This is a genomic window from Nocardioides sp. (assembly GCF_035429765.1).
GTDB lineage: Bacteria > Actinomycetota > Actinomycetes > Propionibacteriales > Nocardioidaceae > Nocardioides.
The window spans coordinates 12,805-38,453 of record NZ_DAOMFK010000008.1 but is presented as its reverse complement, the minus strand read 5'-3'; the positions used below and the strand labels follow the sequence as shown (position 1 = coordinate 38,453).

Genomic DNA, 25,649 nt, shown 5'->3' with positions numbered 1-25,649 from the left:
GGCGATCTGGACGACCGAGCCGCGGGCCGCCCGGTCCGCCGCGCGGCTGTGCCTGGGGCTGGCCCGCACCGCGGGGGTCCGAGTCCCGGAGGAGGTGGTCGCCGCGCTGGCCGGGGACGGCGTGCCCTCCGACGCGGCGGTGGTCGAGTCGCTGGCGGCGCGCACAGTGGGCTACCTCGACCGGCTGGCGGGGGACCGGTGACCGGCCGGCCGACCCTCCGGCGACGGCAGGAGGCACGCTGATGGACGCCGAGGTGCTCGTGGTGGGTGCCGGGCTCGCCGGGCTGCGCTGCGCCGGCGAGCTGCAGGCGGCCGGGGTCGACGTACGGGTGCTGGAGAGCGCGGACGCGGTCGGGGGCCGGGTCCGCACCGATGTGGTCGACGGCTTCCGGTGCGACCGCGGCTTCCAGCTCCTGAACCCCGCCTACCCCGCGGTGCGGCGCGACGTCGACGTGGCCGCCCTCGGGCTGCGCCAGTTCGGCGCGGGGGCCCTGGTCCGCCGCGACCGCGGGCTGGTCGTGCTCGCCGATCCGCGGCGGGAGCCGCGGCTGCTCCTGCGCACCCTGCGCTCCGGACTGCTCTCGCCCCGTGAGGAGGCCGCGCTGGCCCGCTGGCTCACCGCCGCCCTGCTCCGTCCCCAGCGCGTGCTTCGGGGCCCGGACAGCACCCTGACCGGCGCGCTGGACCGCGCGGGGATCACCGGTGCGCTGCGCCGCGAGGTGCTCGAACCCTTCCTCGCGGGGGTTCTGGCGGACCCCGAGGGGTCCACGTCCGCCGCCTTCGCCCGGCTGCTGCTGCGCTCCTTCGCGCTCGGGACCCCCGGGGTGCCGGAGGGTGGCATGCAGTCCCTGCCCGACCAGCTGGCCCGTCCGCTCGGCCGACGGGTCGAGACGGGGGTCCGGGTGACCGCGGTGCGGGAGTCAGGTGACGGCGTGCGGGTCAGCGCCGGTGACCGGGAGTGGCGGGCCGACACGGTGGTGGTGGCCGTCCCCGGGGAGGCGGTGGCCGAGCTCACGCCGCTGCCGGTCGTGCCGACCAAGTCGCTCACCACCTGGTGGTTCGCCGCCGACCGGGCCCCGGCGTCGCTGCCGCTGCTCGCACTGGACGGCCGGCGGCAGGGGCCGGTGCAGCACGCGGCGGAGCTGACGGCCGTGGCGCCGTCCTACGCGCCGCCGGGTCGCCGGCTGGTGCAGGCGACGTCCCTCACCCCGGAGGGTCAGACGACCGAGGCCGAGGTGAGGGACCACCTCGCGGTGATCTACGGGGTGCCCACCCACAGGTGGGAGCTGGTCGTGCGGCACCACGTGCGCCACGCGCTCCCTGCCCAACCACCGCCGCTGGTCGCCCGGCAGCCGGTCCAGCTGGCGAACCGTCTCTTCGTGGCCGGCGACCATCGCGACACCGGGTCGATCCAGGGTGCCCTGGTGTCCGGGACGCGGGCGGCCCGGGCGGTGCTGCGACAGGTCAGGCGTACGTCGCCCGCAGGACCGAGGTGACCGAGTGCCCCGGATCACCGTCGTCGTCCTCGAGGCTGACGTCGACGACCTGGTAGCGGCCGACGAGCGAGTCGGGCACCTCGAAGGAGGCGGTGCCACCCGGGCCGATGACACCGAGTGGGAGCATCTTCTGCGTCGCCGGGTTGAACAGCCACACGTAGTAGAACTGTCCCCCGCGGGTCTTCGGAAGGTCGCGGGTCTCCACGGTCATCCGGACGGCGCGGTTGGGGTCCTCCGCCATGACGACCCGTCCGGAGCCCTTCCCCTCCACCGGCTCGAGGTCGGCGCTCTGCTCCGGCGCGGCCACTGTCGTCGGGGGTGCGTCTGATCGGTCCAGCTGGTTCGTGACCGCCACGGTGCCGACGACCAGCGCAGCCGCGGCCGCCACCAGTCCCAGCGGCCGCAGCCAGCCGCGGCCGCCCGAGGGCCGGTCCGGCAGCTCCAGCGGGGGGACTTCGGGCAGCTCGACCGGGGTGGAGGCGCCCGGGGTTCGGGTGCCACCGAGGGTCCGGGTGGTGCCGGTGAGCAGGGCGTGCCCCACGGCGGTGTCGGCCAGCTCCTGGCGGCACTCCTCACACGCATCGAGGTGGTCGGCCACCTCGATGACGTCAGCGTTGGAGAGCTCGCCGCGCAGCAGCGCGACCAGGTCGGGGTGGTCGTTCATCGCGGCTCTCCTTTCTCGTTCGTGGTCTGTTCAGCGGCTCGGATGATCTCCCCGAGTCTTCGGGTGCCCCTAGAGGCGCGGGCCTTGACCGTGCCCACCGGTACGTCGAGACGCTCGGCGATCTCGCGCTGGCTGAGGTCCTCGAAGTAGGTCATCTCGACGACGACCCGCTCGTGCTCGGGCAGCTGCGCAACCGCGGATCGGACGTCGGCGGCGTCCGCGAACCGGTTCACCATGTCCCGTCCGTCCTCACCCGAGAGCTCGCGCAGGCTCTCCACGTCGACCACCTGGTGGCGGCGGGCCCGCAACGTGTCGATGGCGCGGCGGTGGGCGATCGTGAACAGCCACCCGGTGAACCTCTGCCCGGGATCGTACCGGCCGGCGTTTCGCCAGGCGTCGAGGAACGTGCGTTGGACGACGTCCTCGGCCTCGTCGCGTCCGACGTACCGGCTCACGTAGGACAGCACGGTCGGCGCGTAGGCCGCGTAGGCCTCCTCCAGCGCACTCTCCTCCTGGCGCGCGAACCGGAGACCGATGGCTCGGGCGTCGGCGGCGTCGAGGTGGACCATACCCGTACTTCGTGGCGGGGCCCCCGAAGGTTGCCGGGGGGCGGGAGATTTCCTCAGCCAGGTCACCTCAGGCCCCGGCCCTCGGGGCGACACGCTGGGCAGCCACCACCACATTGTCCTGGTAGCCGCCCTGGTCGGGCAGGTAGGCCCCGCCGCAGGTGACCAGGTGGAGTCGGGGGGCGCCGGCTCGGGAGAACACCGTCGCCAGGTCGATGCGGGCCTTGCTCACTCTGGTCACGGACGTGACGCGGTAGCGGGCGGTCAGCTTGCCCGCACGCACCGTCACCAGGTCGCCCTCCCGCAGGCCGGCGATCGCCACGAGCGGGCCGGCGCCATCCTCATCGGTGTCGACGTGCCCGGCGAGGACGGTGGCGCCGGCGTCGTCCAGCGGGCGGGGGCCGTAGCGGTACCACCCCACCACTCGTGCGCTGGCCGGCAGCGCCATCTCACCCTGGTCGTCGACCCCACGCGGCGTCACCGGCATCCGGAGGCCGAGCCGGGGGATGGCGAGAAGACGGGGGGCCGGGCTGGGACGCGCGGGCCGTCGGGCACTGGGAGAAGGCTGGTCCGCTCCGGCCACGGCGGCGACCACAGGCAGCTGGGCCGACTGGGGGCGCCCCGCGGTGAAGCCCGCGGACTGCCCTCCCCCCACCAGCAGGGCGGACAGCAGAGCACCGGCGAGGGCGGCCACCGCGATGGTGGCCGCCCTGCCGGTGCGGGTGGTCAGGTACCTCACTTCACCCTGCTGCGTGCGGGGCGGGGGAGGACCAGCGAGGCGAGCAGGGCGGCGACCAGCCCACCCGCGCCGATCACCCAGAGCGGTGCGCCTGCGTCACCGGCGGCCTGCCCACCGGTGCCGCCGGGAACCCCGGACGGGGCGGAGTGCATGCCGCCGATGGTCTGGACGGCCAGGTCCAGCGTGCCGTCCTCGGCGCTGCCCCAGGCGTACACGATCGTGTGGACGCCCTCGGTCAGGTCGAGGTCGGCCGGACCGATCACCACCTGGTCGGTGCCGGCGAGCACCACGTCGGCGGACACGGTCCCGGCGGGGATGTCGGCGCTGGCCTCGTCCGGGTTCGCCAGGTCGGTGAAGACTGGGTCGCCTCCGGCGCGCACGTCCACGGCGGGCGCCGCGGCGTCGTGCCGGACCGTCAACCGGGCCTGGCCGGCCGCGATCGACGAGGTGTCGTTGACGTACGGCGTGAGCACCGGCGTGCCGGACTCGTCGAGGTGGGCGACCACGGTGATGTTCGCACCCGCCGGCACGCCTACTCCGTCGGCCTCCATGATCGGCTCGCCGTCGGCGCCGTCACCCGCGGCGACGACCGTGAGGTCGTAGTCACCGGCAGGAAGTGCCACCGGGTCGGTCAGGGTCCCGGGCTGGAAGTCGGTGAGCAGGACCTCGCCGTTCACGTACACGTCGACCACCGCTCCCGGGACGCCGTGGAGCACCGACACCTGCGCGTCGTCGGCCGCCTGCGCCGCCGGGGCGAGCGCGAGGCCCGCCCCGGTCAGCGCGGCGAGCGCGACGGTGGTGCGGATCAGATTCCTCATGATCGTCTCCTCGTCAGCTCGTCAGCGGTTGGTCACAGGTTGACCGGGCGCAGCACCAGGAGAATGCCGTGCGCGATCTGCTTGTTGCCCTTGTTGATGTCCAGGGCGGCGGGGTCCAGGAACGGGTCGGTGCTGTCCGGGTCCTGGTCCTGCAGCTGGACGATCGGCAGCTTCGGGTAGATCACGTCGACGGTGAAGGTGCCGCCCTGCGCGGTGGTCAGGGCCACGCCGTCGGCGCCGAGCGCGGTCTTGGAGTCGATGGTCGCGCCGGGCACCACGTGGTAGAGCAGCACCTGCTCGATGGTGTCGATGCCCGCCGCGCCGGCCAGCGCGGTGAACACGCCCTTCTCGGTCTTGTAGCGGTCGCCGGTCAGCTCCGTGGTCAGCTTCCGGAAGGACCAGTCGTTGGGGATGAAGGCGGTGAGCTTGACCTTGCCCTTGGTCAGCACCCCGACGGGGCTGTCGGGCTTGGCCGCCAGCACCGCGAGGGCGGCCTCGGTCACGATGTCGTAGTCACGCCAGTTCTTGTCGAACTTGTTGCCGTCGGAGGTGAGCACCGTCGCCAGGCTCTTGTTGCCCAGGGGCTTGTGGGCCGGGCTGCTCTGTGCAAACGCGGCCTGGGCCGGGGCGACGGCCGCACCAGCGAGCAGGGCCGTGGTCGCCACCGTGGCTGCGAGCGAGCGGATCCTCATGAGACTCTCCCTTCGTCGTAGGCCGCGGGGTGCGACCCTGTTGCCCTCCTTTCGGTGCTGTGGGGCCCGGTGGTTGCCGGCTCGGCGGAAAAAGCCAGAAAAATTCTTCGGGCATCGCTCGCGGCCGGCTCAGGTGGGCCCGGCAGACGGAACCGCCAGTTGTGACGGATCGGCAGGTGGGTGAGGAGCGTGTGGATCAGACCAGGCGCCGGGGCCACCAGAACCGCTCGCCCAGCCACCAGGCGATGGCCGGGACCAGCACCGTCCGCACCAGCAGCGTGTCGAGCAGCACGCCGACGCAGATCACCACGCCCAGCTGCGCCAGGACCACCAGGGGCAGGACGCCCAGCACGGCGAAGACCGCAGCGAGCAGGATGCCTGCGCTGGTGATCACCCCGCCGGTGGCGGTCAGGGCGCGCAGCATGCCCTGGCTGGTCCCGTGCCCGCGGGCCTCCTCGGCGGCCCGGCTCACCAGGAAGATGTTGTAGTCGACGCCGAGAGCGACGAGGAACAAGAAGGCGAGGAGGGGGACGCCGGAGTCGAGGCGCTCGAAGCCGAAGACTCCGGTGAACAGCCACCACGACAGGCCGAGGCTGGCGAGGTAGGTCCCCACCACGGTGCTCACCAGGATCAGTGGTGCCACCACGGAGCGCAGCAGGATGAACAGCGCGCCCAGGACCACGACCAGGATCAGCGGGATGATCACCAGCCGGTCCCTGCTCGTCGCCGCAGCGGAGTCGATGGACTCCGCCTCGGTGCCGCCCACCCAGGTCCCGTCGTAGGAGGCCAGCGCGTCGCGCAGCGCCACGACCGTGTCCTCGGCCGCACCGGTGCCACTGCCTGCAGCGAGCACCACGTCGATCTCGCTCAGCCCGTCGCCGGAGGTGACCGGCCTCGCGGACTCCACGCCCGGCACGCCCTCGATCGCGCCGACCACCTGCGCGGGGTCCTGCCGGGTGATCACGATCGTGGGATCGGAGGTGCCGGCCGGGAAGGACTCCGCGAGCCGTTCGGCCGCCGCGATCGCCTCGGGCTTGTCGAGGAACTGGTCGGACTCCGAGAGCCCGGTCTCGATCTGGGTGACCCCGACTGCGAGCAGCGCCAGCAGCAGCGTGGACCCGATGATGAAGACCGGCGGCCTGGCCTGGACCCGCCGGCCGATCCGGCGCCACACCGAGCGGTCGGAGTCCACCAGCGTCGGCTGGCCCACGCGGGGGACCAGGGGCCAGAACACCCAGCGCCCGAAGAGGACCAGCACTGTGGGGAGCACGACGAGGGCGTAGAAGGCCGCGACCACGATGCCCACGGCACAGGCCATGCCGAGACCCCGGGTGGACGGGATCAGCGAGAGCAGCAGCGTGAGGAGGCCGAGGACGACCGTGACGGCGCTGGAGAGCACGGCCTCGGCGGTGCGGCGCAGCGCGAGCCGCATGGCCTCGTACCGGTCCGTGTGCGTGCGCAGCTCGTCGCGGTAGCGGGAGATGAGCAGGAGCGCGTAGTCGGTGCCCGCGCCGAAGACCAGGACGGACAGGATCCCCACCGTCGACTCGTCCCACGCCATGCCCAGCACGTCGAGGGTCTGGGTCGCGAGCACCGCCGCCAGCCGGTCGGCGATGCCGACCACGATCAGGGGGACCAGCCACAGGAAGGGGCTGCGGTAGGTGATCAGCAGCAGGATCCCCACCACGCTGGCGGTCGCCAGCAGCAGCCGGAGGTTGGCGCCGTCGAAGACCGCGGCGAGGTCCGCCTGCACCGCCGCCGGCCCGGTCACCTGGGAGCTCACTCCCGCCGGGAGCCCGTCCGCCGCCTCGGCCCTGATCCGCTCGACCTCGTCGGCGATCCCTTGCGCGTCGGGCTCGGTCACGGGGACGACCGCGATGGCGGCGGTGCCGTCCTTGCTCACGACCAGCCCTGGCCCCTGGTCCGTCGCCGGGTACCGCCCTTGCAGCTCCTCGAGTGCGGCCGGGGCGAGCGCGCCGGAGTCGGCGGTGTAGAGGACGACGGCAGTGCTGCCCTCGGCCTGAGGGAGCTGCCTCTGCAGCTCGACCACCGCGGTGCTGTCCTTGCCCTCCGGCAGGGTGTCGGTGGTGCTGGCGTCGCGCTCGGCCTCGCCGAGCAGCCCGATCGTGGCCAGCGCCGCGACCACCAGCACGATCGCGACCCACCAGCTGCGGCCGCGGCGGACGGTGAGGGAGGTGAGGTCCGGCATGGAGAAACCCTTCGCGATATGCTGTGGAGGTAAGTCATCAGATTACTTATCAGGTGACTAAGTAAGTAAGCAAATGAGGAGGGTGTCGTGCCGAGCCCACCGGAGCCGCCCACGGTGCCCGGGCTGCACGCCGAGTACGTGCGGCGCTGGGAGCAGACCCGCACGCTGGAGCTGCTGCGTGAGCTGCTCACCGTCGGCGCCCAGGTGGGGCCCTCGGTGGCCCGCCGGGCCGCGCTGAGCCACAGCGAGCTCTCCGCACTGGAGCTGCTGCTGGAGCGCCAGGCCGGGCCAGCCGACCTGGCCCGCAGCCTCGGGGTGACCTCGGCCGCCTCCTCGGGCATCGTGGACCGGCTGGAGGCGCGCGGCCACGTGGTGCGCGAGCCGGACGTGCAGGACCGCCGTCGGGTCCGGGTGGTGCTCACCGAGTCCGGTCGCGAGGACGTCCTGGGGCACCTGATGCCGATGTTCCTCGCCCTCCAGGAGCTGGACGCCTCGTTCAGCGAGCAGGAGCGGGCCGTCGTCGACCGCTACCTCGAGGGCGCGATCGCGGCGGTCTCGCGGCTGCTCTGACAGGCCGCACCGGCCCTCGGTCCTGCCGAGAGCCGGTGCGGTGGGTGGGGGTCAGCGACGAGTGGCAGTGAGCAGGAGGTACTCCCACTCCATGGCGCCGCCGCCGAGGTCGTGGGCGTCGCCGAGCGCGGCGAGGTCGCGGTCGAGGGCGGCCGAGCGCTCCGGGTCGTCGGCGATCGCCCGGTACGCCGCCACGGTGGGCCCGTAGTGGGACTTGAAGTAGTCGCGGAACTCGGCGCCGTCGGCGAATCGGTCCACGAGCAGCCGCTGCCGTTGGGCGGTCACCGAGCTCACCCGGTCACCCAGCAGACCCCGGACGTGGTCGGGGTCGCCCCACAGCGGAGGCGGCTGGACACCCGCGGGCGGCGCCGGGACGTAGGGCCGCATGGTCGCGAAGAGCTGCCCGATGAACCCCTCGGGGGTCCAGCTGACCAGGCCGATCGTGCCTCCCGGTCGGCAGACCCGGACCAGCTCGTCGGCGCTGGCCTGGTGGTGCGGCGCGAACATCACGCCGACGCAGGACAGCACAGCGTCGTACTCCCCGTCCTCGCAGGGCAGCGCCTCGGCGTCGGCCTCGCGCCAGGCGATCTCCAGCCCCTCGGCCGCGGCCTCCCGCTGTCCGTGCGCCAGCAGGTCCGGGGTCAGGTCGGTGGCAAGGACCTCGGCTCCTGCCCGGGCCGCGGGAAGCGCGACGTTGCCTGAGCCCGCTGCGACGTCCAGCACGCGCTGGCCCGGCCTGACCGCTGCCGCGCGGACCAGCACCGGCCCCAGCGCCGGGATGATCTCTCGGGCCACGGCGGGGTAGTCGCCGAGCGCCCACATGGCGCGGTGTCTTTCCTTGAGCAGCTGGTCGGCGGTGTCCACGGTGATGGTGGTCATGGTGTCTCCTCGTTCGGTGGGATGTGGTCTGCCGACCGTAGGAGCCGCCGCGCCGCGCCGGCATCGGCGCAGCCACGCAAACCGACGCCATGCGGCGGGGCGGCGGTGGCGGGATGTGCGTAGTCAGCGGCCGGCGAGCAGGCGGGCCACTGCCGCGGTCCGCGCGGACTTCCCCTGCACGTCGAGCTTGGCGTAGATGTTCTGGAAGTGGCGCTCCACCGTGCGCACGCTCAGGGTTAGGGAGTCGGCGATGCCGGCGTTGTCCAGCCCCTCGGCCGCGAGCTCGAGCACCTCGAGCTCGCGGGGCGACAGATCGGTGATCGGGGTCGCTGCCGGGCGTCGCCCGACCTGCGCCCGGTCCGGTGCCAGGAACTCGGTGACCTCGCGCAGGAACACCGGCCAGGCCGGCTCGTCCTCGAGGACGATGTGGTTCGCGCTCTCCAGGGCGACCAGCCGGGCGCCGCTGATCCCCGCGGCCAGGGCACGGGCCTCCTCGAAGCCGTTCATGTGGTCCTCGCGCGAGTGCAGCACGAGCGTCGGCAGGCGGAGCTCGCCCAGCAGGTGGGTCGCGTCGGCGCGCTTGCGCTCCCTCCGCGCGAGGTGGGCCGTCCGGGCGGTGACCGCGATCCTCTGGAGCTCGTCGAGCCAGGCCATCTGCTCCTCGGTGGCCCCGGGGATCATCTGGTAGGTGAACACGCGGCGGAACTCCGGGGTGGGACGCTCCCAGCCCACCCGGATGATCGCCTCGAAGGCGTCGTCGAGCTCGACCTCCTCAGGCGACGCATGGTGCAGCGCGCCCGAGTAGCTGCCGTAGAACAGCAGTCGGGTGAGGCGAGCGGGGTGCCGCACGGCGTACTCGATCGACACCGGGCCCCCTTGCGCCATCGCCATCAGCGCGAACCGGCCCAGCCCGGCGTCGTCGACCACGGCCTCGAGGTCGGCGATCCGGGCCTCCAGCCCGAAGTCGGCCACCTCACGGTCGGACAGACCGTGACCGCGCTCGTCGAAGCGGATGACCGTGGCCACCTTGCCCAGCTCGACGAGGTAGTGCCGCCACACGGGGCTCTGCCAGTCGAACTGCAGGTGGCTGAGCCAGCAGGCGTCCAGCACCAGCGGCGGGCCTGTGCCGTGCACGGCGTAGGCGATGGTGGTGCCGTCGGCGGACCGGCAGAAGCGCAGGTCCTGCGGTGGGTGCACCGGGTCGGCCGCCATCGGCTCAGCCTACGACGGCCGACGGATCCGGTCAGTCCTCCTTGGTGAGCTGCGGGTAGTCGGCACCGGGGGCTCCCTCGATGGGACCCTCGCCCACCAGCAGGGCATAGGTGAACCCGGCCAGCAGTGCGCCGGCGATCGGCGCCAGGATGAACAGCCACAGCTGGAAGATCGCGTCCCCGCCCGCGAACAGTGCGGGGCCGATGGACCGCGCCGGGTTCACCGAGGTGTTCGTCACCGGGATGCTGATCAGGTGGATGAGCGTCAGCGACAGGCCGATCCCCAGCGGGGCGAAGCCCTGGAGCGCCCGGCTGTCGGTCACGCCGATGATCACGTAGAGGAACACCGCGGTCAGCAGCACCTCGATCACCAGGCACGCCAGCAGCGAGTAGCCGCCCGGCGACCGGTCGCCGTACCCGTTGGACGCGAAGCCCGAGTCGACCGCCGAGAACCCGTCCCGGCCGTTGGCCACGACGTACAGCACGGAGGCGGCGACGATCGCGGCCACCACCTGGGTGACGATGTAGGCGGCGGTGTCCTTCCAGGCGAACCGCTTGGCGGCGGCCAGGCCGACGGTCACGGCGGGGTTGAAGTGGCCGCCGGAGACGTGGCCGAACGCGTAGGCCATCACGACCACCGTGAGGCCGAACGCGAGGGCGACGCCGGCGAACCCGATGCCCAGGTCGCTGTCGCCGGAGAGGAAGGTGGCGGCGAGGACGGCCGAGCCGCAGCCGCCGAAGACGAGGACGAAGGTGCCGAGGAACTCGGCGGCGAGCTTCTGGGTGGTGGTGGGTGGTGCGACGTCCATGGTCGACTCCTTCTGGAAGGCACGCGGCGGTGCGCCGCGAGTGGCCTACCAGGGCACGGTAACGCGATCGCGCCCCGGAGTGGGAGACGGGTGGGGATGCTCTCGTGTCGCCCGGGCGGTGGACGAGGCCCCGCCGGACGTGCCACCGTGGAGGGGTCTACACAGGGAGGTGTCGCATGGACCAGGGAGCACCCACCGTCGGTGAGTCCTGCCCCGACTGCCACGCGTTCGTGGCGGACCTGGCGGCCCACAAGCACTGGCACTCACAGCTGGTGGCGCACATCGCGACCGCGGTCGAAGAGGAGATCAAGCGACTCTCGGGGGCCGGAGGCTGACCCAGAAACCCTGCGGGCCGGTCAGCCCGGAAGATGGGCCAGCACCTCGGCCAGCGAGGAGCACGCCGGCACCGTCGGCCGCAGCGCGGTGAACTCGTCGGCACCGGCATGTACGCCGATGAAGGCCGTGCCGGCATCTGCTGCTGCAGCCGCGTCCCAGCTGCTGTCTCCCACCATCACCGCGTCCGCGGACGGTGCGCCGAGCCGGGTCAGCGCGGCACGAAGCCCCTCGCCGGAAGGCTTGGGCCGGATGGTCGGGTCGCGGCCGACCACCACCTCGATCCGAAGGTCGTGGCGGGCCAGGACCGCCCTCGCGACGTCTTCGGGCAGCAGCGTGACCACGGCCCGTGGCCGGTCCCCGAGCGCGGTGAGGAAGTCGGCGGCTCCCGGCATCGGCACCGACCGCGGGATCGCCGCCCGCTCGTGCCGGGCAACGGCAGCCGAGACGGTCTCCCACAGTGCCCCAGCGGGTAACGCTGCGACGAGCCCCATGCAGGCCCGGGTCGCTGAAGACCAGCCGGTGGCCGGACCGGCTCCGGCCAGGGCCGGGTCGACCAGGTCACGCACCTCGGCCCAGGCGGCGGCGTAGTCGGTGAACGACTGCATGTCCACCAGCGTGCGGTCGAGGTCCAGCAGGACCGGCCCCATGCGGGGTCACCGCTCCCCGGCGGGCCGGCGCGGCCGGTGGAGGGTCCGCAGCCGACCACCGTCCAGGGGAACGTGGCGCCAGGAGGCGCTGGCCGACCGGGTGGGCAGGGAGCAGGTGAGGTCCAGCCGGTGGGGCGTCTCCAGGAAGACCACCTCCACCCGCAGCGTGTCCTCGTCCAGCCACCCCCCGGACGTGGCGACCGGCACCGGGTCGCCGTCGCGGTCGCACGGGGCCGAGGTGAGCCATTCCCCGTTCCCGACGGGGACCGTGAGGGCGTTGTCGGGCTCGTGGAGGGTCACCTCGAGCCGGTCCCCCTCCCGGTGGAGCCCGATCCCGGTCAACGCGGTCGCGCCGTCATCGGTCGTCGCGGGGACGGCGAGCACGGAGTCGGCCCAGTCCTCCCACCCCGTGCGCCCGGAGCGGGCCTGGAAGGCCGGCAGCGCGAGGCTGCGCAGTCGCTGGTCGAGCCGCTCCTGGTCGGTGCGCTCGTCGACCACAGGGTCCCCGGCCGGGCGCAGTCCTGGAAGCAGGTGGGTCCACACCAGGTCCAGCACGGCCTGCATCGCCTCGGTCCCGCCGGTGGTGGCGACGACGGTGTCGTGCTCGGGCAGGACGAGACAGAACTGCCCGAAGGCCCCGTCGCCCCGGTAGCCGTGGCGAGCCATCCAGAACTGGAACCCGTAGCCCTGCCGCCAGTCGACGTTCTCCATGGCCGGGGTGCCGACCTGGCGGGACGTCGCCAGGGCGACGTACTCCTCGGGGAGCAGCCGGGTGTCGCCCCAGCGGCCGCGCTGCAGGTAGAGCAGGCCGAGCTTGGCCACGTCCTCGGTCCGGGCGAACAGGCCGCTGAAGCCCTGCTCGAGGGTGGTCGGCCACGCGCGCCAGGCGACCTCACCGATGCCGAGCGGGTCGAGCAGCCGGGGCCGCAGGTAGCCGCTGAGGGTGGTGCCTGCGGCGCGCTGGATGATGCTGGCCAGCGTGTAGGTGCACGGCTGGTTGTAGGCGAAGCGGGTGCCCGGAGGGTCGTCCGGCGGGAGGAGCAGGAAGCCGCGCACCGGATCCTCGGGGTCCCGGGCGAGGGCCTCGACCCACATGTCGCGGTCGTGGCCGCTGGCCATCGAGGCCACGTGCCGCACGGTGATCGACCGGCTCCGGGGGTCGGTGACCTCGTCCGCGAGCTCGGGGAAGTGCGCGACCACCGGGTCGTCCAGAGCGAGCAGTCCCTCGCTCAGCGCGAACCCGAGGGCGGTGGAGGTGAAGCTCTTGCTCAGCGAATAGAGCAGCCGCGTGCGCTCCGGCGTGTGCGGCGCCCACCAGCCCTCGGTCACGACGTGGCCGTGGCGCAGGACCATGAGGCTGTGCAGCTCGACGTCAGGGTCGGCCTCGACAGCGTCGACGAACGCCAGCACGGCAGCGGGGTCGACGTGCTGCGCGGCCGGGGTGCTCCGTGGAAGGGCGCGGCTCATGGGTTTGAGCGTAGGACACCGCGACAGCCGGATGCCGTGCTGACCTGGCGCCCCCGACAGGATTCGAACCTGTGACCGGCGGATTAGAAGGCCGCTGCTCTGTCCAGCTGAGCTACGGGGGCTGACGGCTCCATTGTGGCGGACCGCGCTGCCCGGACCCTACTCGGCGCAGGCGGGCTTGGAGGTGTCCGGCACACTTGCCTCGGTGCTGCGCGGCTGGGTGCGGCACCGCACTGCGCTACGAGGAGACAGATGAGCACGCCCACCTCGCCCCGCACCGGTCGGCTGCTGCCTGCTCGTGCTGCGTGGCTGCGCGCCCATGCCTGGGCGCACCGCGGCCCGGTGCGGGCCGCCGTGACCAAGGTGGTGCTCACCCTCGTCGGGGTGGTGGTGATCGTGGCCGGGATCGCGATGCTCGTGCTGCCCGGGCCCGGACTGGTCGCCATCGTGATGGGGCTGGCCGTACTGGCCGCGGAGTGGGACTGGGCCAAGGCCCTGCTGCACCGGGCCCGGATCCGGCTCGAGGCCGCCCGCGCCGCCACCCTGCCCCGCAACGCCTCGTGGGGCAGGCGCGCCGCGGTCGCCGGGTCGGCGGCCGCCTTGGGCGCGGCCAGCTGGGTCTTCAGCGCGGTGCTGATGGGGGCCTCGCCGGCCGTCGTCACGCAGGCCTGGACCAGCCTGGTGTCGCTGGGCGGCTGAGGCGTCGCGCTCCGCGCCCCGGTTGCCGTCGTAGGGGCTCAGAGTCGCGGCGCAGGGGCGTGGGCGCTCAGGTCGCCGGGCTCAGAGTGAGAAACGCACCTGCCGGCACCGCTCGCACTCGAAACGGCTCACCGGCGGCCCGTCGTCGTACTCGACGCCGTGCAGCTGCCAGGCGTGCTCGTGCTCGGGGGGTCCCCCGGACGCCGGCGCCTCGGTGGCCGCGCTCAAGGACGGTGTTCCTCGACGACCGTGCGGCGGCTGCGCTGCTGGTTGACCACGAGGGAGAGCACGATGGCCAGCACCCCCACGGCGAGCAGCACCAGGCCCAGCGCCGAGTCGTCCACGAACGACAGGTCCACGGTCACCACGTCGAACAGCAGCACGAGGCCAGCCGCGACGAGCACCACTCCCAGGCCGATAGCCATTTGCTACTCCGTCTCCTCAGCCGCGACTCCTGCCGCGGTCGGACGGAGGTACCCGACCCGGCGGACGCCAAACCCGCCGGGCTGCGCGCAAAGTCCTCCGGGAAGTGCGAGTCTGCCGTGCTCGCGGTGACGCGTGGGGCTGGTGGGACTTACCGGGCCGGTGGGGTCCGACGCGGGCTCCTGCCGGCGTACGCCGCGGCGGGTGGACGTACGGCGTGCCGCGGCGCTCAGCCCTGCAGCCGCGCCATCCACTCCTCGACGGCCCCGCTGGTGCGAGGCAGGGCGGCGGAGAGGTTCTGGGAGCCGTCGGGGGTGACCAGGATGTCGTCCTCGATCCGGATGCCGATGCCACGCAGCTCCTCGGGGACCAGCAGGTCGTCCTCCTGGAAGTACAGCCCGGGCTCGACGGTGAGCACCATCCCGGCCGCCAGGTCCCCGCGCGGGTAGACGTCCAGCGAGGCGCGGCCGCAGTCGTGCACGTCCATGCCGAGCATGTGCGAGGTGCCGTGGAGCGTCCACCGGGCGTAGACCTTCGAGGACGGGTCGAGCGCCTCCTCGGCGGTGACCGGAAGCAGGCCCATGCCCTCCAGGCCGTGGGCGAGCACCGCCATGGCGGCGTGGTGCGCCGCGAGGAACGGTACGCCGGGGCGCACCGCCTCGATGCCGGCCTGCTGGGCGGTGAGCACCAGCTCGTACAGCTCACGCTGGAGCGGGGAGAACCGGCCGCTGACGGGGAGGGTGCGGGTCACGTCGGCGGTGTAGAGGTGCCGCCCCTCCACGCCCATGTCCAGCAGCACCAGCTCACCAGGGGTGATCGGGCCGTCGTTGTCGATCCAGTGCAGCGTGGTGGCGTGCCGGCCGCCGGCCACGATGGAGTCGTAGCCCAGGTCGTTGCCCATGGTCCGGGCGCGGCGGAAGAAGGTCCCCTCGAGCCAGCGCTCGCCGTGCTCGACCACCCGGTCCCACTCGCCGACGCAGTCCTCGAAGCCGAGCGTGGTGATGTCGCAGGCCTCCTGCAGCTGGGCCACCTCCCAGTCGTCCTTGACCAGCCGCAGCTCGGAGAGGACCCGGGCGAGGTCGTCGTCGCGGGAGTCGTCGCCCGCGACGAGGGTGTCGACGCGGGGGTCGATCCCCCGGTGCACCCGGGTCTTGCCCGGCCCGCCCAGCGCGCCCTCGAGGTCGTCGAGGTGGCGCACCTCGAGCCCGAGGGAGGAGGAGATCTCGCTCAGTGAGGGACGGCGGCCGGCCCAGAGCTCGCCGTACTGACGGTCGCGGAAGAACTCGTCGGTGTCCCGGGAGGATCGGGGGCGTGCGTACAGCACGGCCTCGCCCCCCTCGAGGACCAGCACCGCGTCGCTCGTCTGGTTGCCGCAGAAGTAGGTGTGGGCCGTGTCGGGCCGGAACCGGTAGTCGGTGTCGTGCGCCCGCACCTTGAAGGTGCCGGCGGGCAGCACCAGCCGCTCGCCCGGGAAGGCCTCGGCCAGCCGCGCGCGGCGCGCCGCGGCGTACGGCACCAGCGACAGCTCGGGCAGGTCGAGCTCACGCTCTCCCCACCCGGTGCGCATGAACGCGGCGTACGCCTCGGGCACGGCCGGGTCGTGCGACTCGGTGTGCAGCTGCGGGGACTCGGCCTCCGGGTGCTCGTGGGACGGCTCGGGAGGGCTGGTCTCGGTGGCGTCGGTCACCCGGTCACTGTACGCCGGGGCGCGCGATGGCTCGGTAGTCTGACTGACGTGCCAGCCGCCCCCCGCTCCGGCGTCGCGTTCACCGTGGTGGTGACCGTGCTCTCGGTGCTCGGCGGAGGGATCATGATGCTGGTCGTGGCGCTGTCGGGGGCCCCCGGCTCGATGCTCGTCGCGACGGCGCTGGCTGCACTCCCGGTCGGTCCGCTGGTGGCCTGCTACGTCTGGCTGGACCGCTACGAGCCGGAGCCGCGCCACCTGCTGGCGCTCGGTCTGGTCTGGGGTGGCCTGGTGGCCACCGCGGCGGCCCTGGTCATCCAGGGGATCGGCGGCCTGGTCGCGGGCTTCTCCGACGCGCTCACCCTGGCCGTCGTCGCCCCGGTGAGCGAGGAGGCCACCAAGGGGCTGTTCCTCCTGCTTCTGCTGTGGTGGCGCCGGTCCGAGCTCGACGGCGTCCTGGACGGCCTGGTCTACGCCGGCATGGTCGGCATCGGGTTCGCCTTCGTCGAGAACATCTTCTACCTCGCGGCCGCCTACAACGGGACCGACGGTCTCGGACCGGGCGGCACCGAGGCGCTCACCGCGACGTTCGTGCTCCGGGTGCTGGCCAGCCCGTTCGCGCACCCGCTGTTCACGTCCTTCACCGGGATCGGAGTGGGGGTCGCGGTGGCCAGTCGGCGCACCTCGGTGCGGGTGCTGGCCCCGGTGCTGGGTTACTGTGCCGCGGTGCTGGCCCACGCCGTCTGGAACCTCGCCGCCGTGGGCGGCGCACGCGGGTTCGTCGGCCTGTACGTCGTCGTGATGGCCCCCATGTTCCTGGCTCTGGTGGGCTTCGCGGTGTGGAGCCGCCAGTCCGAGCGGAGGGTGCTGGCCATCGCGCTGACCGACGCGGCGCGCCGTGGGCTGCTGCCGGCGACCGACATCGGCTGGGTGGTCGACCTGGGCGCCCGGCGGCGCAGCCGGGCCTGGGCCCGGGACACCGGCGGCCGCGAGGGCGAGCGGGCGATGCGCTCCTACCAGCAGGCGGCGGTCGAGCTGGGGTTCCTGCACTACCGGTACCTGCGTGGAACGCCGCCCCCCGACTTCGCCGCCCGGGGTCAGGCCTACGTCGAGCGCATCGCGCGGGTCCGACCCTCCATCTCCTTCCCCGGACAGGTGGTGCCCACCCGATGAAGCACACGCAGGACCTGGCGGAGGTCGACGGCACCCGGATGGTGACCGCCCTGGTGCGGCTCCGCGGCGCGCTCCAGAAGGTCCGGCTGCCGCTGGAGCTCCCCGGCGTCCAGGACAGGCGGACCACCCAGTCGGAGATGGTCGCCCAGCTGGAGGACTACGTCATCCCCCGGCTGATGACCATCGACGCCCCGCTGCTGGCGGTGGTCGGCGGCTCGACCGGCGCGGGCAAGTCCACGCTGGTGAACTCGCTGGTGCAGCGACGGGTCACGGCCCCCGGCGTACTCCGGCCGACGACCCGCTCACCGGTCCTCGTGCACCACCCCGACGACGCCCAGTGGTTCGGTCAGGACCGGCTGCTGCCCGAGCTGGAGCGGGTCGCCACCGCGACCACCGATCCGGGCGCCCTCCAGCTCGTGGCCTCGGAGACCGTGCCGGCCGGCCTGGCGATCCTCGACGCCCCCGACATCGACTCGGTCGAGGAGCGCAACCGCACCCTTGCCGCCCAGCTGCTCGCCGCGGCCGACCTGTGGCTCTTCGTCACGTCGGCGGCCCGGTACGCCGACCAGGTGCCGTGGGAGTTCCTGCACCGCGCCGCCGAGCGGAGCGCAGCAGTCGCGATCGTGCTGGACCGCACGCCGGACGAGGCGGTCGAGACCGTCTCGACCCACCTGGCTCGGATGCTGGCCAGCCGTGGCCTGAAGGACTCGCCGCTGTTCATCGTGCGGGAGGGCACGGTGAGTGAGCAGGGGCTGCTGCCGCCCCGGGCGGTGCGCGACATCCGCGGCTGGCTCGACTCGCTGGCCACCGACGCCAGCGCCCGCACCGCCGTCGTCCGGCAGACCCTGCACGGCGCCATCCGCACGCTGGCGCACAGCGCCCACCTGGTCGCCGACGCTGCGGCGGACCAGGCCGACGCCCAGCGTCGGCTGCGGGAGGACGCGACCCGGTCCTACGACCAGGCCGTCGCGGCGGTGGCCACCGCCTGCGCCGACGGCACGTTGCTGCGCGGGGAGGTTCTCGCCCGGTGGCAGGAGTTCGTGGGCACCGGTGAGCTGCTGCGCTCGCTCGAGACGCGGATCGGGGCGCTGCGCGACCGGCTGGTCAACTCCCTCAAGGGCCGTCCCCAGCAGGTGGAGCGGGTCACCGTCGCGGTCGAGTCCGGCCTGGAGACGCTGATCCTCGAGCACGCCGAGGCCGCAGCCGAGCGGGCGGAGGCGTCGTGGCAGTCGCTCGCCCCGGGCCAGGCGCTGCTCGCCCAGGCGGGGGAGGACCTCGGCCGCGCGTCCCGCGACTTCCGACGGCGGGCGGAGCGGACGGTGCGGGAGTGGCAGCAGGGCGTGCTGGAGATGGTCCGCACCGAGGGAGCCGACAAGCGGACCACCGCGCGGTTCATGGCGTACGGCGTCAACGGTCTCGGTGTGTCGCTGATGGTCATCGTGTTCGCCCACAGCTATGGCCTGACCGGAGGCGAGGCGGGCATCGCCGCCGGTTCGGCGGTGCTGGGCCAGAAGCTGCTCGAGGCGGTGTTCGGCGACCAGGCGGTGCGCACGCTCGCCGAGCGGGCCCGTCAGGACCTGGAGTCCCGGGTCCAGCAGCTCATGGACTCCGAGCGCGCCCGCTACCTGCAGCTCCTGGACGACCTCGGTCTCGCACCGGACGCCGCTGACCAGCTGCGGGCGGCGGCTCGCCGGGTCGACGACCTGCGGTTCGCCGCGCAGAGCCCCGCCGAGAGCATCGACCCCGACGGCCTAGGGTAAGGGCTGTCCGATGCACGTTCTGGGTCGAGGGAGAACATGACCTCCTTGCTCGAGGGAGCCAAGCGCCTGGTCACCCGCAGCACCGACCTCGGTGCCCGGGTGGCGGGTCTGGAGGCCGCGGTCGAAGCGTCCCGCGGTCGGCTGGACGACGCCGTGCTCGACCAGGCGACGGCCGTGGTCACGCGGGCCGCCGGCCGGCTGCGGCTGTCGCCCGACCACACCGTGGTGGCGATCGCAGGCGCGACCGGCTCCGGGAAGTCCTCGACCTTCAACGCGCTGACCGGGCTCGACCTCTCCTCGGTGGGCGTGCGGCGGCCCACCACCTCGTGGGCGACCGCGTGCGTGTGGGGGCAAGACGGCGCCGGCGACCTACTGGAGTGGCTGGGGATCCCGCCCCGGCACCAGACGCTGCGCGACTCCATGCTCGACACGGGCCGAGAGGGCCAGGATCTCCAGGGCGTCGTGCTGCTCGACCTGCCCGACCACGACTCCACCGAGGTCTCCCACCACCTCGAGGTCGACCGGCTGGTTCAGCTGGCGGACCTGCTGGTCTGGGTGCTGGACCCGCAGAAGTACGCCGACGCCGCCGTGCACGACCGGTACCTCGCGCGGCTCGCCCACCACCAGGACGTGGTGCTGGTCGTGCTCAACCACATCGACACGGTCCCCCCGGACAAGCGTGAGCCGATGCTCGCCGATGTGCGCCGGCTGCTTTCCGACGACGGTCTCTCCGGCGTCCCCGTGCTGGCGGTCTCGGCCAGGCACCAGGAGGGCATCGAGGAGCTGCGCAGCCAGATCGCCCAGCGGGTGGCGGACAAGAAGGCGGTCCGCGCCCGGGTCGAGGCCGACGTGCGCGCGGAGGCTGAGAAGCTGGACCTGGCGACCGGCCCGGCCGCGTCCCCGTCCCTGCCCGCCGCGAGGGTAGCCGCCCTCGACGATGCCCTGGCGGACGCCGCGGGCGTGCCCACGGTGGTGGCGGCGGTGCGGGAGTCCACCCGGCTGCGCGCCAACCGGGCCACCGGCTGGCCCGTCGTCGCCTGGCTGTCCCGATTGCGGCCCGACCCGCTCAAGCGGCTGCACCTGGACCTGGGGGAGGCGGGACGGGCGCTGACCGGCACCGCCCGCACGTCGGTCCCGGAGGCCACCCAGGTGCAGCGCGCCCGCGTCGACACCGAGGTGCGTGCGCTGGCGGACGAGGTGTCGCGCGGAATGAGCCACCCGTGGCAGGCCTCGATCCGGCACGCCTCGGTGTCCCGCTTCGACGAGCTGGGCGACCGGCTCGACGCCGCCCTGGCCCGCACCGACCTGGGCGTGGCCAGAATCCCGGTCTGGGCCGGGCTGGTGCGCGTCCTGCAGTGGCTGCTGATCCTGGCCGCGCTGGTGGGCGCCGGCTGGCTGGCGCTGCTCGCGGGCGGGTCCTACCTCCGCCTCCCCGAGCCGGAGACTCCCGACTGGAGGGGGCTCCCGGTCCCCACGCTGCTGCTGGTGGCCGGGGTCGGGCTGGGGATTCTGCTCGCCCTGGTCTGCCGGCTGCTGGTCGCGGCCACCGCCCGTCGTCGGTCAGGGGCGGCCGACGCGCGGCTGCGTGCGGCCATCTCGGAGGTGTCCCAGGAGCTGGTGGTGCAGCCGGTGGCCGACGAGCTCTCGGCGTACTCGCGGGTGCGCGCCGGGCTGCAGACCGCGTTGCGCTGAGCCGCCCGGTCGTCCACAGGCCCTGTCCGGGCGACCGCTGTCCACACCCTCCGTCAGTCCAGTCCCGGAACTGTCCGGACCTGCGTCGACCCTGGGCGCAGGACGAGCAGCACGCTTGTCCGTGGACAAGGAGGAGCAGCGCAGATGAACGACACCCAGATCACGTTCTGCGGGTGGGTCGGCACCGAGGTGACCCTCAAAGACCTCGGTCAGGGGGTCCAGGTCGCCAGCTTCCGGGTCGCCAGCACCCCACGACGGTTCCGCAACGGCCAGTGGGAGGACGGTCCCACCCTGTGGTACACGGTCAAGGCGTGGCGCGCCCTGGCGACCCACCTCCACCGGTCGATCCGCTCGGGAGACCCGGTCCTCGTGCACGGTCGGCTGATGGCCGACGTGTGGCGACGTGAGGACGGCACGGTCTCCACCCGGTACGTGGTGGTGGCCAGCTCGGTGGGCCACGACCTGAGCAGGGGCACCAGCGCGTTCACCCGCCTCACCCGGCGCGAGGAGCAGCGAGGCCCGGACGTGTCCCGGGTCCAGGAGCCGGTCCACCACTCCGACGACGGGAGCGGACCGCGCCCGGACGCGGACGGCGAGATGGTCCCGAAGGTGGCCGAGCTGCCCGCGGAGGAGCCGGCGGCCTGAGCCCGCGCGTGGCAGGGGGCCTCGCCCCGAATCGGCGCGGGCACCCGTGCGCCCGTAGGCTTTCGCCCCATGGCGGACTATGTCTTCACGCTGCGCAACGTGCGCAAGGCCCACGGTGACAAGGTCGTGCTCGACAACGTCACCCTGTCGTTCCTGCACGGCGCCAAGATCGGGGTAGTCGGACCCAACGGCACGGGCAAGTCGTCGCTGCTGCGGATCATGGCCGGGCTCGACCACCCGAACAACGGTGACGCCATCCTCGACCCGGGGGCCACCGTCGGCATGCTCGAGCAGGAGCCTCCGCTGACCGAGGGCCGGACCGTGCAGGAGAACGTCGAGGAGGCCGTCCACGAGATCAAGACCAAGCTGGACCGGTTCAACCAGATCTCCGAGGAGCTGGCCGATCCCGAGGCGGACTACGACACCCTGCTCGCGGAGATGGGGGACCTCCAGACCGACCTCGACCACGCGGGAGCGTGGGACCTCGACAGCAGGCTCGACCAGGCCATGGACGCCCTGCGCTGCCCGCCGCCGGAGGCCCTGGTCGACACCCTCTCCGGCGGTGAGCGCCGTCGGGTCGCACTGTGCAAGCTGCTGCTCCAGCAGCCTGACCTGCTGCTGCTGGACGAGCCGACCAACCATCTGGACGCCGAGTCGGTGCAGTGGCTGGAGGGCCACCTCAAGGCCTACCCGGGCGCCGTCTTGGCCGTGACCCACGACCGGTACTTCCTGGACAACGTCGCCCAGTGGATCCTCGAGCTGGACCGGGGCAGGACCCACCCGTACGAGGGCAACTACTCGACGTACCTGGAGACCAAGAAGGATCGCCTCAAGATCGAGGGGCAGAAGGACGCCAAGCGCGCCAGGATGCTGGAGAAGGAGCTGGAGTGGGTCCGCTCCAACCCCAAGGCCAGGCAGGCCAAGAGCAAGTCACGACTGGCCCGGTACGAGGAGCTGGCGGCCGAGGCGGACCGGATGCGCAAGATCGACACCTCGGAGATCAACATCCCCGCCGGGCCACGTCTGGGAGACGTGGTGCTCGAGGCGCACGGGCTCGGCAAGGGCTTCGACGGCCGGCCGCTCATGCACGACCTCGACTTCACCCTGCCTCGTGCCGGGATCGTCGGCGTGATCGGCCCCAACGGCGTGGGGAAGACGACGTTGTTCCGGATGGTCACCGGCCAGGAGCAGCCCGACGCGGGGGAGCTGAGGGTGGGGCAGACCGTCAAGATCTCCTACGTCGACCAGAGCCGGGGCGGGATCGACGCGCAGAAGAACGTCTGGGAGGTCGTCTCGGACGGGCTGGACTTCATCAAGGTGGCGAACTTCGAGATGAACTCGCGCGCCTACGTCGCGTCGTTCGGCTTCAAGGGGCCCGACCAGCAGAAGAAGGCGGGAGTCCTCTCAGGAGGCGAGCGGAACCGGCTCAACCTCGCGCTCACCTTGAAGATGGGCGGCAACCTGCTGCTGCTCGACGAACCGACCAACGACCTCGACGTCGAGACCCTGTCCTCCCTGGAGGACGCGCTGCTGGACTTCCCCGGCTGTGCCGTGGTCACCTCCCACGACCGGTGGTTCCTGGACCGGGTGGCCACCCACATCCTGGCCTGGGAAGGCGACGAGGAGGACGAGGCGAAGTGGTTCTGGTTCGAGGGGAACTACGCCGCCTACGAGGAGAACAAGGTCGAGCGGCTGGGAGCCGAGGCGGCCCGTCCGCACCGGGTCACCCACCGGCGGCTGACCCGGGACTGAGGCGCTCGGCGGTCTCCCCCTGCGAGCGCTGGTGCCGCCCGGGTCAGTGCCGCAGCTCCATGGCGGGGTGCGCGCCGATCAGGTCGTCGGTGACCGCGTTCATCACCCGGCCGAGGGTGGCGAAGTCCTCGCGGGTGGCCAGGTCGACGAGGTGTTGGCGCACCCCCTCGACGTGGGTGTGCGCGGCGACCTCGAGCAGCGCGTAGCCCTGCTCGGTGAGCGAGGCCAGCACGCCACGCCGGTCGTCGGGAGACTCGCAGCGGACCACGACCCCCGCCTTCTCCAGACGGGCCACGGTGTGGGTGAGTCGGCTGCGGCTGTGCGCCACCGAGTCCGCGAGCTGGGCCATCCGCATCCGGTGGTCCGGCTCCTCCGAGAGACGCACCAGGATCTCGTACTCGGTCAGCGACAGGCCGTGGGTCGAGCGGAGGTCGGCGTCCAGCCGGTCCAGCAGCAGCGTCATGCCCAGGATCAAGGCACGCCAGGACCGCTGCTCCTCCGGGTCGAGCCACCTGGTCACGTCAGCTCATCCGCTCCAGGATCAGCGCCATCCCCTGACCTCCGCCCACGCACATGGTGATCAGCCCGGTGGTCTTGTCGTGCCAGTCCAGGGAGTTGAGCATCGTGTTCTGCAGGCGGGCACCGGTCATCCCGAACGGGTGGCCGACGGCGATGGCACCGCCGTTGACGTTGAGCCGGTCCAGATCGATGCCGAGGTCCTGGTAGGAGGGCACGACCTGGGCGGCGAACGCCTCGTTGATCTCGACCAGGTCGATGTCGCCGATGCTCATGCCGGCGTGCGCCAGCGCCCGGCGGGTCGCCTCGACCGGACCCAGCCCCATGATCTCCGGGGAGAGCCCGGAGACCCCGGTGGCGACGATGCGCGCCAGCGGGGTGAGCCCCAGCTCGGCTGCCTTGGCGTCGGACATGACCACCACCGCGGCGGCCCCGTCGTTGAGGGGGCAGCAGTTCCCGGCGGTGACCACCCCGTCGGGGCGGAAGACCGGCTGGAGCTGGGAGACCGCCTCGTAGGTGACGCCGGCGCGGGGCCCGTCATCGGTCTGGGCCATCGTGCCGTCCGCGAGCGGGACCGGGGTGATCTCGCGCGCCCAGAACCCCTCGGCGATGGCCTTCTCGGCGAGGTTCTGCGACCGTACGCCGAACTCGTCCAGCTCCTGGCGCGACAGTCCGCGCAGCCGCGCGACGTTCTCGGCTGTCTGGCCCATCGCGACGTACACGTCGGGCAGCCGGCCGTCCTCACGAGGGTCGTGCCAGTCCTGGCCGCCCTCGGCGAGCCGTGCGGTGCGCGCCTGCGCGTCCTCGAAGACCGGGTTGAGCGTGTTCGGGAGGTGGTCGGAGGTGCCCTTGGCGAACCGGGACACCGCCTCGACGCCGGCGGAGATGAACACCTCGCCCTCACCGGCGCGGATGGCGTGGAAGGCCATCCGCGTGGTCTGCACGGAGGAGGCGCAGTACCGGGTAATGGTGGCGCCGGGCACGGAGTCCATCCCGTTGAGCACGTTCACCACCCGTGCCATGTTGTTGCCCGACTCGCCGCCGGGCAGGCCGCAGCCCAGGTAGAGGTCGTCGACCGTGCCCGGATCCAGCGCGGGGACCTTGTCGAGCGCGGCCCGCACCGCGAACGCGGCCAGGTCGTCGGGACGCCAGTCCTTCAGCGACCCCTTGTTCGCGCGGCCGATGGGGGTGCGGGCGGCGGAAACGATCACGGCCTCGGGCATGTCCGGACTCCGATCTGGGATCGAGGATGGCTCACTGCCACCCTAGACCGTGCCGTCCGGGCCCCGGGATCCGGCTTGCTCAGCCGTGCGCGCTCTCGCTGAGCCCGTCGAAGAGGAGGGTCAGCGACGCGGCCAGGTAGGCCGGACGCTGGGTGGGTTCACGGAGCAGCCCGCCCAGCAGCACGCCGTACAGCGCCGCGACCAGCGTCTCGGTCCGGGCCGGGTCCGGGTCCCGCCCTGCCTCGCGGAGCACCCGGTGCACCACCAGGCCCAGCTCCCGCTGCCACCCCGCGAGCAGGCGGGCCAGCTCGGGGTCGCGGGTGGCCTCGAGGGTGAGCTCGAGGACGGCGACCACCCGGTCCAGCTCGTGCAGCCAGCGTAGGAACAGGCCGGAGGTGAGCTCGGCGGCACGTGCGTAGTCTCCGACCACCGGAGCCAGGGCCGCGGACAGGTCCGTGACGTCGGCGGTCAGGTGCGCGGCGACGTGCTGCGCGAGGCCCTCCTGGAGGGCCCGGCGGGTGCGGAAGTAGGAGGAGCAGGTGCCTTCGGCGAACCCGGCCTGGCGGTCGACCGCCCGGTGGGTGAGCCCCCGTAGGCCGTGGGCGGCGACCACCGCCTCGGCCGCGGCCAGCAGCTGCTGGCGGCGCGGCGAGGGTCGTGAGATCGGCATCGTCCCTCCTCGGCCGTGTGAGCGAGCACACTACCGGCCCGGGAAGCCGTTCTCTACGTTCGTAGTTACTACAGGTGTAGACTACAGATGTAGTGCAGACCCTGCCCAGAGAGGTACCACCATGAACTTCGTCCTGTCCTTCACCCCGGTGCTGGTCGTGATCCTCACCCTCGCCGCGCTCGCGCTGGTCGGGTCCGTAGCCGTGATCGCCCAGACCCTGCTCTCGCACCGCACCGTGCGACTGGCCCGCCACGAGTCGTTCGCCAGCTACTACGGGCACGCGTTCGCTCACTGACCCGGGCGCGACCG

28 protein-coding genes and 1 tRNA gene are annotated in these 25,649 nt (G+C 72.8%); 11 read left to right on the top strand and 18 right to left on the bottom strand.

Annotated elements, in window-relative coordinates; genetic code table 11:
* Both PLP61_RS01935 and PLP61_RS01930 read left to right on the top strand, forming a co-directional pair.
* On the top strand, nt 1–202 hold a 202-nt coding region (locus tag PLP61_RS01935; RefSeq protein ID WP_324499841.1), incomplete at its 5' end, for a hypothetical protein.
* A 40-nt stretch (nt 203–242) separates the two neighbouring features.
* A complete protein-coding gene (locus PLP61_RS01930; RefSeq protein ID WP_324499839.1) occupies nt 243–1,496 on the top strand; it encodes an NAD(P)/FAD-dependent oxidoreductase in 1,254 nt (417 codons plus the stop codon).
* Here the strand turns inward: PLP61_RS01930 and PLP61_RS01925 are convergent.
* The 6 genes from PLP61_RS01925 to PLP61_RS01900 form a co-directional block, all read right to left on the bottom strand.
* A complete protein-coding gene (locus PLP61_RS01925; protein WP_324499838.1) occupies nt 1,465–2,160 on the bottom strand; it encodes an anti-sigma factor in 696 nt (231 codons plus the stop codon). The two genes, PLP61_RS01930 and PLP61_RS01925, sit on opposite strands and share 32 nt — an antisense overlap.
* On the bottom strand, nt 2,157–2,729 hold the full coding sequence (locus tag PLP61_RS01920) for an RNA polymerase sigma factor (protein ID WP_324499836.1): 573 nt from the start codon (nt 2,727–2,729) through the stop codon (nt 2,157–2,159). Before PLP61_RS01920 ends, PLP61_RS01925 begins: the two co-directional genes overlap by 4 nt.
* A gap of 67 nt (nt 2,730–2,796) precedes the next feature.
* Nucleotides 2,797–3,465, bottom strand: a complete 669-nt coding sequence (locus tag PLP61_RS01915) for a class F sortase (RefSeq protein ID WP_324499834.1) — start codon at nt 3,463–3,465, stop codon at nt 2,797–2,799.
* Complete coding sequence (locus tag PLP61_RS01910; protein ID WP_324499832.1) at nt 3,462–4,283, bottom strand: DUF4397 domain-containing protein; 822 nt, start codon at nt 4,281–4,283, stop codon at nt 3,462–3,464. Before PLP61_RS01910 ends, PLP61_RS01915 begins: the two co-directional genes overlap by 4 nt.
* 32 nt (nt 4,284–4,315) lie before the next feature.
* Nucleotides 4,316–4,975 (bottom strand): hypothetical protein, encoded by a 660-nt coding sequence (locus PLP61_RS01905; protein ID WP_324499830.1) that lies wholly within the window; start codon nt 4,973–4,975, stop codon nt 4,316–4,318.
* Nucleotides 4,976–5,171: 196 nt separating this feature from the next.
* Nucleotides 5,172–7,184 carry an MMPL family transporter gene (locus PLP61_RS01900; RefSeq protein ID WP_324499828.1) on the bottom strand — a complete coding sequence of 671 codons (2,013 nt, stop codon included), beginning with the start codon at nt 7,182–7,184 and terminating at the stop codon, nt 5,172–5,174.
* An 87-nt stretch (nt 7,185–7,271) separates the two neighbouring features.
* Between PLP61_RS01900 and PLP61_RS01895 the strand changes: the two genes are divergently transcribed.
* A complete protein-coding gene (locus PLP61_RS01895) occupies nt 7,272–7,754 on the top strand; it encodes a MarR family transcriptional regulator (protein ID WP_324499826.1) in 483 nt (160 codons plus the stop codon).
* A gap of 51 nt (nt 7,755–7,805) precedes the next feature.
* On the opposite strand, the gene PLP61_RS01890 is transcribed toward PLP61_RS01895, so the two are convergent.
* The 3 genes from PLP61_RS01890 to aqpZ all read right to left on the bottom strand — a co-directional run bounded on the left by PLP61_RS01890 (nt 7,806) and on the right by aqpZ (nt 10,653).
* On the bottom strand, nt 7,806–8,633 hold the full coding sequence (locus tag PLP61_RS01890; RefSeq protein ID WP_324499824.1) for a class I SAM-dependent methyltransferase: 828 nt from the start codon (nt 8,631–8,633) through the stop codon (nt 7,806–7,808).
* Nucleotides 8,634–8,756: 123 nt separating this feature from the next.
* On the bottom strand, nt 8,757–9,845 hold the full coding sequence (locus tag PLP61_RS01885; protein WP_324499822.1) for an alpha/beta fold hydrolase: 1,089 nt from the start codon (nt 9,843–9,845) through the stop codon (nt 8,757–8,759).
* 31 nt (nt 9,846–9,876) lie between these two features.
* Entirely contained in the window at nt 9,877–10,653 is a 777-nt protein-coding gene (gene aqpZ / locus PLP61_RS01880) for an aquaporin Z (RefSeq protein WP_324499820.1), read from the bottom strand.
* A 176-nt stretch (nt 10,654–10,829) separates the two neighbouring features.
* Here aqpZ and PLP61_RS01875 point away from each other — a divergent pair, with 176 nt between their 5' ends.
* Nucleotides 10,830–10,988, top strand: a complete 159-nt coding sequence (locus tag PLP61_RS01875) for a hypothetical protein (RefSeq protein WP_324499818.1) — start codon at nt 10,830–10,832, stop codon at nt 10,986–10,988.
* Between the two features lie 21 nt (nt 10,989–11,009).
* Here PLP61_RS01875 and PLP61_RS01870 read toward each other — a convergent pair whose 3' ends face one another.
* From PLP61_RS01870 to PLP61_RS01860, 3 genes are all read right to left on the bottom strand, one after another.
* Nucleotides 11,010–11,636 carry an HAD family hydrolase gene (locus tag PLP61_RS01870; RefSeq protein WP_324499816.1) on the bottom strand — a complete coding sequence of 209 codons (627 nt, stop codon included), beginning with the start codon at nt 11,634–11,636 and terminating at the stop codon, nt 11,010–11,012.
* A gap of 6 nt (nt 11,637–11,642) precedes the next feature.
* Nucleotides 11,643–13,103, bottom strand: a complete 1,461-nt coding sequence (locus PLP61_RS01865) for a serine hydrolase domain-containing protein (protein ID WP_324499814.1) — start codon at nt 13,101–13,103, stop codon at nt 11,643–11,645.
* A 45-nt stretch (nt 13,104–13,148) separates the two neighbouring features.
* Nucleotides 13,149–13,225 (bottom strand) — tRNA-Arg (locus tag PLP61_RS01860).
* 130 nt (nt 13,226–13,355) lie between these two features.
* Here PLP61_RS01860 and PLP61_RS01855 point away from each other — a divergent pair.
* Nucleotides 13,356–13,802: a PGPGW domain-containing protein gene (locus tag PLP61_RS01855; RefSeq protein WP_324499812.1), complete on the top strand. Its 447-nt coding sequence runs from the start codon at nt 13,356–13,358 to the stop codon at nt 13,800–13,802.
* A gap of 81 nt (nt 13,803–13,883) precedes the next feature.
* On the opposite strand, the gene PLP61_RS01850 is transcribed toward PLP61_RS01855, so the two are convergent.
* The 3 genes from PLP61_RS01850 to PLP61_RS01840 all read right to left on the bottom strand — a co-directional run bounded on the left by PLP61_RS01850 (nt 13,884) and on the right by PLP61_RS01840 (nt 15,912).
* Nucleotides 13,884–14,030 (bottom strand): hypothetical protein, encoded by a 147-nt coding sequence (locus PLP61_RS01850; RefSeq protein ID WP_324499810.1) that lies wholly within the window; start codon nt 14,028–14,030, stop codon nt 13,884–13,886.
* Nucleotides 14,027–14,227, bottom strand: coding sequence for a hypothetical protein (locus PLP61_RS01845; RefSeq protein ID WP_324499808.1), 201 nt, complete (start codon nt 14,225–14,227; stop codon nt 14,027–14,029). Before PLP61_RS01845 ends, PLP61_RS01850 begins: the two co-directional genes overlap by 4 nt.
* A gap of 227 nt (nt 14,228–14,454) precedes the next feature.
* Nucleotides 14,455–15,912, bottom strand: coding sequence for an aminopeptidase P family protein (locus tag PLP61_RS01840; RefSeq protein WP_324499806.1), 1,458 nt, complete (start codon nt 15,910–15,912; stop codon nt 14,455–14,457).
* A gap of 48 nt (nt 15,913–15,960) precedes the next feature.
* Between PLP61_RS01840 and PLP61_RS01835 the strand changes: the two genes are divergently transcribed.
* From PLP61_RS01835 to ettA, 5 genes are all read left to right on the top strand, one after another.
* Complete coding sequence (locus PLP61_RS01835) at nt 15,961–17,082, top strand: PrsW family intramembrane metalloprotease (RefSeq protein WP_324499804.1); 1,122 nt, start codon at nt 15,961–15,963, stop codon at nt 17,080–17,082.
* Entirely contained in the window at nt 17,079–18,842 is a 1,764-nt protein-coding gene (locus PLP61_RS01830; protein ID WP_324499802.1) for a GTPase family protein, read from the top strand. The genes PLP61_RS01835 and PLP61_RS01830 overlap by 4 nt, the downstream gene beginning before the upstream one ends.
* Nucleotides 18,843–18,878: 36 nt before the next feature.
* The gene (locus PLP61_RS01825) at nt 18,879–20,534 is read left to right on the top strand and encodes a GTPase family protein (protein ID WP_324499800.1); all 1,656 of its coding nucleotides are present in this window, start codon (nt 18,879–18,881) and stop codon (nt 20,532–20,534) included.
* Between the two features lie 144 nt (nt 20,535–20,678).
* Nucleotides 20,679–21,179, top strand: coding sequence for a single-stranded DNA-binding protein (locus PLP61_RS01820; protein ID WP_324499798.1), 501 nt, complete (start codon nt 20,679–20,681; stop codon nt 21,177–21,179).
* A 69-nt stretch (nt 21,180–21,248) separates the two neighbouring features.
* Entirely contained in the window at nt 21,249–22,931 is a 1,683-nt protein-coding gene (gene ettA, locus PLP61_RS01815; RefSeq protein ID WP_324499796.1) for an energy-dependent translational throttle protein EttA, read from the top strand.
* A 43-nt stretch (nt 22,932–22,974) separates the two neighbouring features.
* Here the strand turns inward: ettA and PLP61_RS01810 are convergent, their stop codons facing one another.
* From PLP61_RS01810 to PLP61_RS01800, 3 genes are all read right to left on the bottom strand, one after another.
* The gene (locus PLP61_RS01810; protein ID WP_324499794.1) at nt 22,975–23,451 is read right to left on the bottom strand and encodes a MarR family winged helix-turn-helix transcriptional regulator; all 477 of its coding nucleotides are present in this window, start codon (nt 23,449–23,451) and stop codon (nt 22,975–22,977) included.
* A 1-nt stretch (nt 23,452) separates the two neighbouring features.
* Nucleotides 23,453–24,670: an acetyl-CoA C-acetyltransferase gene (locus PLP61_RS01805; protein ID WP_324499793.1), complete on the bottom strand. Its 1,218-nt coding sequence runs from the start codon at nt 24,668–24,670 to the stop codon at nt 23,453–23,455.
* Nucleotides 24,671–24,749: 79 nt separating this feature from the next.
* Nucleotides 24,750–25,340 (bottom strand): TetR/AcrR family transcriptional regulator, encoded by a 591-nt coding sequence (locus PLP61_RS01800; protein WP_324499791.1) that lies wholly within the window; start codon nt 25,338–25,340, stop codon nt 24,750–24,752.
* Between the two features lie 121 nt (nt 25,341–25,461).
* On the opposite strand from PLP61_RS01800, the gene PLP61_RS01795 reads away from it, so the two are divergent.
* Nucleotides 25,462–25,635 carry a hypothetical protein gene (locus PLP61_RS01795; protein ID WP_324499789.1) on the top strand — a complete coding sequence of 58 codons (174 nt, stop codon included), beginning with the start codon at nt 25,462–25,464 and terminating at the stop codon, nt 25,633–25,635.
* Nucleotides 25,636–25,649 lie beyond the last annotated feature (14 nt).